This is a genomic window from Acidovorax benzenivorans, assembly GCF_028680575.1.
Taxonomy (GTDB): domain Bacteria; phylum Pseudomonadota; class Gammaproteobacteria; order Burkholderiales; family Burkholderiaceae_C; genus Acidovorax; species Acidovorax benzenivorans.
In genome coordinates this window covers 220,906-231,318 of sequence record NZ_JAPCKI010000003.1, presented here as the reverse complement: position 1 = coordinate 231,318, position 10,413 = coordinate 220,906, and the positions used below count along the sequence as shown (strand labels likewise).

Here is a 10,413-nt window from a genome sequence, read left to right as displayed (position 1 = left end):
TAACTGTCAGATGCCTTCGTAAACCGTGTGGCGCAACGTCCATTGGCCGTTCTCGAGTTTCCACAAATGGGGTGAGCGGAAGGTGTCGGTCAGGCGCATGAAATAGTCGCGGTCCATCACCGGGGACTCGAACATCTTACTGGCGCGTCCAAATTCCTTTTCGGGAATGCTGATGTAGCGGAAGATTTCCTCTGCAAAGCGATCGGGGAACTCTCCGTCGTACCGGCGGACCAAAGCAACGCCTTCGTCCCGAGTGACATCCCGCGACCGGATTTCCTGCGCTGCGTCGTAGGTAGCGCGCCCAATGCCGAACTTGGTAAAAGTTGTGTAGTAATGAAAATCGTCGATGCGGTCATCGATACTGTTGTATTTACTGTAAGTACCGGGAGTACGCTCGGGCGCTGCCTCAAACCCACCGTGCTCTACCGCGTAGTAGTAGCAACTCTGGGGATGCCACTTTAGGTAATAGCCCAAGTAATGCACTTCAACCTGCTTACGCTTCATTTGCGCTGGATCGGCCGGCAGATAGGGCAAAAGATCCTGTTCTTCAAGACCAAAATCCTCGTACAGGCTTTGCACTGAGGTACCACCCAAGTAAATCTCGGACTTGTTGGCCGCTGTGAAGTATGACCAATCACGCTGGGCACTCGTCGTATCACCAATCGGATTGCCATACTCCGCCTCGTTCTCCCCGTACACCACGAACGGAATATCGTGAAGCAAAGCCATCTTGGGAGCTAAGGACTTCTGGCCGAACATAAAGGCTTGGAAGGGGTGAAAAAGGTTATCTACAGCGAGGCGGGTCAGCAGTCGATGCACCCGACCATTTGGCGTCATGAGGTAATTGTCGAAACCCGCGTGCAGCCACGATTGGAAATTCTTCCAGCCCCACTCCGTGTATACATGAGGCGCCCAGGTCACGGTCAACGGGTGCATGCCAAAACGTGTTTTGAGAATGTGCGAGGCATAGAAACTATCCTTCCCGCCGGAGCCCGGTAACAAGCAGTCATAGCCAGACTTGCTACGAAACTTATCGCAAAGTACGGCTAACTGATCTTCCCGGTCTCTCCAGTCAATGGAGCCGTGCTTCAGCTCAGCGAAGCGACAGGCGTCACAGACACCCCCTTCATCGAACGCAATCGTCGCCTTCTTGCTAGCCTTGGTATGCTGGTATTCAATGGCCGAGTTTGGCCGCTGGTTGGATATCACGCACTTCTTACAGAAGTGCACGTAGCGCGGTAGGCCATACATCACGCGGGCATCGTCATCGCTGGTGTCAAAGGCCGAAAGGTCAACGCGGGGAGGGGCGGGGATGAGTGGCATTCGGCTTTAGTGAAGGGCGGTGACCGGATGGTGGGGCTTATAACGAACCTGTAAGCAGGATGATGAATTATAGGAATCGGTCGACCATCGCCAGCACCTTCTGGGTGGCGGTTGTCTTCTCATGCATCGCACGACGTGGTGCGTCGATCCAACGATCAAGCGCCTGCTCGATCGAATCCACCGGCACGGCTGCATCGGCAATGCCGTAACGAGCGAGCGGCATAGCATCGTCGAACACCGACCCTAACACTTGAACCAGCCGACAACCAGCCATGTGGCCCTCCAGCCCGACTGTCGAATTAAGCGTAAGAACCAGATCTGTCGCATGCAACAGCGGCGCCAGAGGCCAATCCTGTCCCGTTAGCACAATACGAGAGTCTGAGGGCACTACCGGCGGGGACTCACCGGCCCTCGCACGGAGACATAGTGTGGTGTCGGTACGGACACGCACCCACTCAAGCGCCGAGTCCAGCGCCCGAGCCGGCAGTGTCGGGTCACCCGGTCGACCATCGAACGGATGCTGGGTCGGCTCGACCTGAGTAGGCCAAAGGATGACGCGTCGCCCCCCCCAACCCTGCACAAGGCGCATGTGCTGACCCTGAGCTTGGACTTCGGGCCCATTTAATGCGTCAAACGCAGGATTTCCAGTTACGACAACCTGCTCCGGCGCGCGCCCGGCAGCGACAAGGAATTCCCGGACCGAGTCGTTAAGGACGCAAACGAGGTCCGCATAATCCGGCGCTCCTATCCACTTCACTTCGTCCAACGCGAACAAGTCAACCATACAGATCGACGGGATACCGAGTTGGCGCGCCGCCAGCACCGCCGCGCGTTCCGCCCGCGGTGAATTCGTACAGACCACGAGATCTGGTGCTACTTGCCGAAGGATGCGCAACATCGTCGGAACAGGCAAAAAAGCCTGACGGCCGAATTGCCGATAGGCCCGCTCCGCCTCTTGAAGGCCAGCACAGGCGATCAAGTCAGCCATCGACAAACCCAGGTATGCTACTGTTTCTTGGAGATCAACCATCGGCCGACCCAGCCCCTGCATCAACTGCTGTCCCTGCGCCAATGCAGCACTATCGGCGTCGGTTGCGAAATCCTTGAACTGACGTACATCCAGGCCAGCCGCACGGGCCACGGGCGCGGCCGTCGTCAGTGCCAACACCACAGGCGCTGCCTTTCCCTTGGCTGCCAATGCCTTGGCGACAGGCACAACCATATTGATGTGACCGCTACCATAGGCAACGAACAAGACTCTTTTCATCGACGCACTAGTCCGGCCAAGTCACTGAACGCCCATACCCACCCTCGTGCGTGAATTTAGAGTAACCCGGATGTCGCGGCCCAAAGACCGCCGCCAGTACCACCGGCTCAAAATATCTTGCGACCAGTTCATTCAACTGCAACGTGCCCTTCAGCCACGCAAGGCGCTCATGGAGGCGACAATCGCCTACTGATAAAGTAAAAACCTGCTTTGCGCCGTACGCCAGATACCCACCAATAGCAGGGACGATCTTTGTGATGGGCCCGTTTCCGCAGTTCATGAATTGGATGCTACTAGTTATCTTGATGTCCAGATTCATATGCAAGCTTTCCCGTCCCGAGGGTGTCATCCCTTCAGAAGAAATCCACATAACGCCTGAATTCCGCAGGCGGCACCATGAGTAGCAGCTCATCGCACTCAGCACGCTTGATCTCAGTGAACGCTGCGACAAAATCAGCGCCCAAGCCTTCACAAAGCGTTTGGTCAGCCTCCAGCGCATCGAGTGCATCAGGCAAGCTTGCTGGCAGGCGCTTGATACCGCGCGCAGCAAGTTCGGCCAAGCTGAGTTGGTAGAGGTTCTCATTGCAAGGCGGACCCGGGTTAAGCTTTCGCTGTATACCATCCAGACCGGCATGAACAATGGCCGCAGTTAGCAAGTAGGGGTTAGCCGATGCGTCCGGCACCCGCAACTCAAGTCGCCCACCAGGGATGCGTACAAATGCGGTGCGATTGTTGTCTCCCCAAGCGATGTTGATCGGCGCCCAAGTTGCGCCCGAGCGCGAACCGCGCGATACCAAACGACGGTAGGAGTTGACGCAGGGCGCTGCAATTGCGGTGAGACCCGGCGCGTGCGCGACCAGTCCGCCCAGGAAGTGGTACGCCATCTGTGACAAGCCCATACCGCGCGGATCGGATTCATCTTCGAAAGCATTGTCCCCAAACTGCCTGCCAGCCGACATGTGCATATGCAAGCCGCTGCCCGAGCGCTCTGCAAACGGCTTGGGCATGAAAGAGCACAGGAGGCCATGCTTTCGCGCAATCGCCTGGGATGCCATCTTGAAGTAAGTAAGGTTATCCGCCGTTCGCAGGCCATCAGCGTAGGTGAAGTTCATCTCGAACTGGCCGTTGGCGTCTTCATGGTCGATCTGGTAAACGTCGATACCAGCACTGCCCAATGCGGCACACAGTTCCATGAGGAAATCAGATACCGAGGACAGGTGACGAAAGTCGTAGCATGGTTTGTCCAGGGACTCCGATTCAGTTGCAACGACCCAGCTACCGGCCGTTGCCCCTGGCTTGAGCAGAAAGAACTCCGGCTCCAGGCCCGTGAAAAACTCCAAACCAGTCACTTCACGAAAATCGGCCAAAGCCTTCTTGGCGATCACCCGTGAGTCGAACGCATGGGGCTTCCCACCCACATGCCCGTCGCAAGTAACGCTGGCCGTTGAGGTCATCCAGGACACGGGACGAATCGAGTCACGGTCGCCAACGGCCATGAACTCCCTGCCATGTGGACCCATGCCCATGCCAGCGATGGCAAAACCCGCGAAACCTGCGCCCGCACCAAAAATCGTTTCCTTGTGCTTACCCGGCACCAGCTTCGCTTTGGGCCGACCGTGGATGTCCACGAACTGCGCAAGATAGTAATCAAATTCGGCCATAGTCCTGACGTCTCCGCCTGGTGATTCTTAAACGTGTTCTGGGAAGAACTCTTGCAGCCAAAGCTTGGCCACAAGCACTGTGCGCAGTTGCTTGGTGTGGTTGTGCAGGCCACTGCGGTGCTCCTCCAACATGACCTGCAGCTCGTTACGATCAAAACGCCCGCCATCAGGCAGAGCAAGAACCTCCCGCGCCCATTGAAATAGCGGGCCTTTGATCCACTCGCCGATGGGCAGCGTTGGCATGGTCTTGGGTCGGAACACAAAATCATGGTCGTAGTAGCTCTCTGCCGCTTTCTTTAGGAAGTGTTTACCGACACCTTGATAGAACTTGGACGTAATGGGCAAGCGTGCGAACAACTCACTCACCCGATGATCCAGGAAAGGTGCCCGCCCTTCAATGGACCAGCAAGCGCCCATGCGATCACCCTTGACCGCGTTGTTACCGGGCATGAGCGACGTCAACTCATATGCGGCAACCTGCTCCATCGGTTCCAGGTCGCGAAATGGCTCGATGATGCCCATGAACTTGTCGAGCGCGCCTTCTGTATGGGGCAGAAATGACGGGCTCATCATGCGCTTGCGGTCTTTTTCGGTGCTGTAACTGATAAGGTCGAAATAGCTACGCATCGAAAAATTGGCACGCATCATCTCCGAGAAGAACTGCTCGTTATGGCGAAAGCCCAACATGACCTCGTCGGGGCCATCTCCGGTGAACATGACGATCTTGCCCATCTCATGCGCCTTGCGCGACAGCAGGTAGAACAGGAAGAAGGAAAAATCCCCGTGTGGTTGCTCCGCGTGCTTGACCACCGAGCGCGCGATTTCCGGGATATCGGAAGGCTGGATGTCCAGTGCGCTCAGGTTGATATTCAGGTCTTCGGCCACGCGTTCGGCATAGGCGTACTCAGAAAAACCCTTGTCCTCGATGCGCAGACCAATGGCATCCAGTTGAGGTCGATTCCATTGAGGAACCAACCGGTTGGCAATAACAGCAGAATCAACGCCCCCCGATAAAAAGAGGCCGCCATCCACATCAAACCGCATCTGCAGTTTGACGGCTTCGTCCAGGGCACGCTCTAGATCAGCCTGCGACGCATCGACCCGATCGCTATCAATTGGCCAGCTCCAGTAGCGCACGGGCTCGGAGCAACTTCCGTTGCTAAAGCGCATGAAGAAGCCAGGCATCAGATGGCAGATATCTTCAAAGCAGGTCTCTGGTGGCGGGCAGTAGTTGAAAGTGAACACGTTGCCCAAAGCCGCTTCGTTCACCTTACGCTCGAACTTCGGCAGCGCAAGGATGGCCTTCATCTCGCTGGCAAATGCAATACCACCTTGATACGGCGCATAAAAGCAGGGCTTGATACCCTGGCGATCACGGGCCAACATGCCAGTCTGTGTTCGCTGATCCCATACGAAAAAGGCGAACATGCCGACAAGATCGTCAAGCATCTTTTCACCCCTTTCACACCACAAATGCACCAGCACCTCGGTGTCACATCGCGACTTGAACTTATAACCCTTGGCCTTGAGCTGTTCGCGCAATTCGATGAAGTTGAAAATCTCGCCATTGAAGACCACCCAGACCTTGCCATCGGTGCTCGACATGGGCTGCATACCGTTTTCGGGATCAACCACTGCAAGTCGTGCGTGCCCCAGAACCGCGCCACCCAGATCCTCGACACCTTGCTCGTCAACTCCTCGGTATTTGATGCAGTCGATCATCTTCCAGACGTCGTCTTTCGTCACGCCCGCAGCATTGATCACACCTGCAATTCCACACATGGCAAATCCTTAAATTTTTATATCGAGCCGTGCAATCTTGCGGCTCAAAGGGGCACTTTCGACCAATGCCTCGTCCGTAGAGTCTTCATCAAAGACGCGCTGGAATATCTCAACCTGGTAGTCAAGGCTAGCCTTCGATTCGGTCTCGGTGGGTTCGATCAGCATGGCCGACTTGAGATCGCCCGGAAAGTACACGCAACCAGCCCCCACCAGCGTGGGCGGGTGTATGCCGTAATCAATGAGCCGCTTGGCAAACTGGCGCGCTGAAGTGTTGAGTCTTTCGCCAGACAACAAGGTTTCGTGCTTGCAGAACTGGTTGTACACCGGGGGCAAAATGTGGGCCAGTTGGTGCTGCAAATAGTTGGCGTTGAGCACCGCATTTTCAGAAGCCTCACGCAAACCCCGCGCGCCCATAGTGCGCAGATAGCCGTATGCGCGCAGCAGCACGCCCACATGGCCATGAAAGCTTTTCATTCGACCAATGGACAGCGGGCGATCCTCGTCAGGCTGTGCAACGCCATTTTTCCGAATCACCACCGGACGAGGAAGATACGGCGCCAGTGCCGCCTTCACGGCCACAGGGCCCGCCCCCGGGCCACCGCCACCGTGTGGTGTAGAGAACGTCTTGTGTACATTCACATGCACCACGTCAAACCCCATGTCGCCAGGGCGCACAATACCCATCAGCGCATTCAGATTGGCGCCGTCGTAGTACAGCAAAGATCCGTTAGCGTGCACAGCATCGGCAATTTCCACGATCTGGTCTTCAAACAATCCCAGAGTGGAAGGATTGGTTAACATAAAGGCGGCCACATCGGACGTCAGCATCTCGCGCAGAGACACCATGTCCACGCGGCCTTTAAGATCAGAGGGAACGATCCGGCACTCGAACCCGGCCATGGCGGCAGATGCGGGGTTCGTGCCATGGGCCGAATCCGGCACCAACACCACCGAACGAGGGGTTCCCAAATCGGCAAAGTGCCTACGTAGTACCAGCAAGCCAGCCAACTCGCCGTGGGCGCCAGCGGCCGGGGCCAGGCAGCAGGCATCCATGCCGGTGACCTCACTCACCATCACCTGAAGCCGCTCGTACACCTCCCACACGCCGCGCAAAGTGTCTGCATCCTGCATGGGGTGAGCATTCGCGAAACCGGACAAGCGGGCCAGTTCGTCGTTGCGCTTGGGGTTGTATTTCATCGTGCACGAACCCAGCGGGTAAGGCCCGTTGTCCACCCCATGGGATTCCTGGCTCAGGCGAGTGAAGTGGCGCACCACATCCACTTCGCTCACTTCGGGCAACCCAATTGCAGTACGCTGACGAGCAAACGATGGCGGCGGTGGTGGGACCATAAGAGCCTCACCCGCAAAAACGTCGCTGGCAGCGCCGGGGCGGTGCAAATCGACAATGGATTGAGACGGAGACGTGACAGACATATTAAAATTCCTGCAGGCACGCGCATGCATGTTTCACATACGCCTGCAGGTCGGCAAGACTCTTTGTCTCTGTCACGGCGATCAGCAAGCCTCTCTCATGGCCGACCAGCGCCTTATCGATCGGCACGCCTGCAAAAATACCGAGATTGCGCATACGGGCACAGAACATGACCGCATCCATCGGCAACTCAACCGCAAACTCATTGAAATGGGAGCCGCGGCGCAGTAGTTTGACGCCCGCCTGCGCAGTGAGCAACTCGCGCAACTGCGCCGCTTTGGCGACATTCATTTGAGCGATACGCATGAAATTACGTTCGCCCAGACAAGCCAGATAGATTGCAACACGAATGGCATTGAGGGCTTGGTTGGAGCAGATGTGGCTGGTGGCCCTGTCACGCGCCACATGCTGTTCTCGGTCCTCCTTCACCAATGCATAACCAAGTTTCCCATTAAGGTCATGCACGCGGCCGACCAGACGGCCAGGCAGGTAACGTTCAAGGGTTTTGGTGCAAGCGATAATGCCGACGTAGGGCCCGCCTGCACTCAACGGCAATCCCAGAGGTTGCCCCTCGCACACCACGATGTCTGCTCCCAGCCTGCCAGGCGCCTCCAGCCAACCACACAGCAACGGGTTGACACACACAACAAGCAGCGCTTTGCTTGATTGACAAACCTGTGCAACCGCCTGCAAATCCTCAATCACCCCCAGAGCATTCGGACTTTGCAAAACGACGCCAGCCACGTCCCCTGCCATGATCAGATCCGCAATCGCAGCGGTGTCAGCCATACCGGTTTGTAAATCCTGCCCCACATAAACCAGTTGCACGCCACGGGGCAACAGGTAGGTGTCGAGCACTTCGCGGTATTGCTGCCAGACCGCTTGAGCAACCACCACACGGCGTTTGCCGCTGGCAGAGCACATCATCCAGCAAGATTCAGCCAACGCAGTGGCGCCGTCATAGACTGAGCAGTTCACGCAGTCCTGCCCCAAAAGACGCCCTACCAGCACCTGGAACTCAAACAGCGCCTGCAGCAAACCTTGGCTCATTTCCGGCTGGTAGGGGGTGTATGCGGTCAAAAATTCCCCGCGTGAGACCATGGCATCCACCACTGCAGGGATGTAGTGCTCGTAGGCACCACAACCGAGAAAACTAGAGTGGGTCAGCACCGTGGCGTTCATATCAGCCATGGCCCGCATGTCGCGCATGAGCTCCCATTCACTAAGCGCAGAAGGCAAGCTAAGCGCACGGCGCAACCGCACCTGAGCGGGCACATCAGCAAACAGCTGCTCTATCGAATGAAGCCCCATCACTGCCAGCATGGCTTGGACATCCGAGCCCGTGTGCACGTTAAAGCCAGCGGGCGTTTGCTCCGTCACAGATTCATTCCGTCTTTGGTTCACGGGATCAGAGCACCTACTCAAAGGCGCGAGGTTGGACGAACAAGTGGGTAAAAAAGATTATAGGCAGGCGCCTATTTCGAGACCCTCAGGTAACGAATCCATACCCCATGGTTTCAAGAGTAGCATGTACAGTTTCGCTGTTGCAGCATGGCAAAGCTAATTTGAGGCCCTCCCCAAAAGCCGCTTGATAGTCCAGATTAGTATCCGGAGGTCCAGCCAAACGCTAATTTCGCGAGCGTAGCGCAAATCCGCATTGAGCCGCTGTTCATAGGTCGCATCAGACCGGTAAAGCGCCTGAGCCAGCCCAGTGATGCCAGGGCGCACGCTGCACCGCCGTGCCCAGTCGGCTTCCACGTAGAGGCTGCGTTGTACAGGCACATCGGGACGCGGGCCAACCAGGCTCATGTCGCCCGTTAGCACATTGATGAGCTGAGGCAACTCGTCGATGCTAGTGCTGCGGATGAAGCGGCCAACGCGGGTGATGCGCGGGTCGTGGTCGGTGGTGAAATAGGGGCCCATCTGCGCGGCGTTTTTCACCATGCTGCGAAATTTGTACATGCCGAATTCGCGTCCATTCAGACCCAGGCGGGTCTGTCGGAAAAGAACCGGAAACCCCGTTTCTAAAGCAATCGCCAGCGCCGCACCCAAGAGCAGCGGAGCCAAGACCAGGAGCGCCAATAAAGACAGCACGATATCGATGACCCGCTTCAAACAACCCCCTCCGCAGTGCGACCTGCAATGGACGCAGCGACCGAGCCGATCAAATTGCAGATGCGCAACTGGTCTGCCGCCACCTGCTGGGAGGTGCGCGCGGACAGATCTCGCTCAGCCTGCCTCAGGACAGCCACCTCGGCCTCGAAGCTGTTTGCTGCGGCACTAGGCTCGCTGGGCCTATGGAAAGTGCGCGACAAGATCACCGCCTGCGAGCCCAGACGAAGATGCTCAGCCAGCACATCGCGCCCCGGCACCAGCCCCTCGTCCAGCCGAGCAACTCCGCCAAAGCCAAAGCGTAAGCCTTGCGCTCGAACCCTAGCTGACACTCTGTCCAGCAGACCCTGCGCCAAGGGCTCAAACATGAATCCGCAGCTCAGCGACAGATGTAAGTCATTGAGCCCTACGAACACTTCACACAGACCAGGGGCATCAACCCAAGCATCCAGAGACTGCAGCGCACCCGCTGTCTCCAGCAATGCGACGATGGGAGCCCGCCCCGCCACGATGCGGCTGAAGGCCCGTAACTCGTCGGGGGTCTGGAACATGGGCAACATCACCGAGTCGGCACCTTGCGCCAGCACAGTAGCCAGCTCCACGGCTGTGCCTTCGTGCAATGGGTTCACCCGCACCATGAGCTGCGACCGCTGCAACTGGGCCTTGATGCGGCCAACGTCCTCAGGCTGGTGCGTGCTGATGAAAGTATTCCGCCCGGTCTGACGTGCGGCCTTGCCATGCCTTTCCAAATCGACAAACAAGCGCATACCAGGCAGCGCATCGCAACGGCGTGCCAGATCTGGGTCATTGGTGATCTGTAGAAAATCCATCATAGC

General features: G+C 57.2%; 8 protein-coding genes. All 8 read right to left on the bottom strand.

Features of this window, described 5'->3' with window-relative positions; genetic code table 11:
* Window positions 1–6 precede the first annotated feature (6 nt).
* Entirely contained in the window at window positions 7–1,323 is a 1,317-nt protein-coding gene (locus OIN59_RS06920) for an N-acetyl sugar amidotransferase (protein ID WP_274108554.1), read from the bottom strand.
* Window positions 1,324–1,390: 67 nt separating this feature from the next.
* Window positions 1,391–2,578, bottom strand: coding sequence for a UDP-glycosyltransferase (locus OIN59_RS06915; protein WP_274108552.1), 1,188 nt, complete (start codon window positions 2,576–2,578; stop codon window positions 1,391–1,393).
* 365 nt (window positions 2,579–2,943) lie between these two features.
* Entirely contained in the window at window positions 2,944–4,251 is a 1,308-nt protein-coding gene (gene glnT / locus OIN59_RS06910; protein WP_274108550.1) for a type III glutamate--ammonia ligase, read from the bottom strand.
* A 27-nt stretch (window positions 4,252–4,278) separates the two neighbouring features.
* Complete coding sequence (gene asnB / locus OIN59_RS06905) at window positions 4,279–6,033, bottom strand: asparagine synthase (glutamine-hydrolyzing) (protein ID WP_274108548.1); 1,755 nt, start codon at window positions 6,031–6,033, stop codon at window positions 4,279–4,281.
* Between the two features lie 9 nt (window positions 6,034–6,042).
* A complete protein-coding gene (gene gcvPB / locus OIN59_RS06900) occupies window positions 6,043–7,467 on the bottom strand; it encodes an aminomethyl-transferring glycine dehydrogenase subunit GcvPB (RefSeq protein ID WP_274108546.1) in 1,425 nt (474 codons plus the stop codon).
* 1 nt (window position 7,468) lies between these two features.
* A complete protein-coding gene (gene gcvPA, locus OIN59_RS06895) occupies window positions 7,469–8,845 on the bottom strand; it encodes an aminomethyl-transferring glycine dehydrogenase subunit GcvPA (protein ID WP_274108544.1) in 1,377 nt (458 codons plus the stop codon).
* A gap of 180 nt (window positions 8,846–9,025) precedes the next feature.
* A complete protein-coding gene (locus tag OIN59_RS06890) occupies window positions 9,026–9,580 on the bottom strand; it encodes a sugar transferase (RefSeq protein WP_274108542.1) in 555 nt (184 codons plus the stop codon).
* The gene (locus OIN59_RS06885) at window positions 9,577–10,410 is read right to left on the bottom strand and encodes an aldolase/citrate lyase family protein (protein WP_274108541.1); all 834 of its coding nucleotides are present in this window, start codon (window positions 10,408–10,410) and stop codon (window positions 9,577–9,579) included. The genes OIN59_RS06890 and OIN59_RS06885 overlap by 4 nt, the downstream gene beginning before the upstream one ends.
* Window positions 10,411–10,413: the final 3 nt, after the last annotated feature.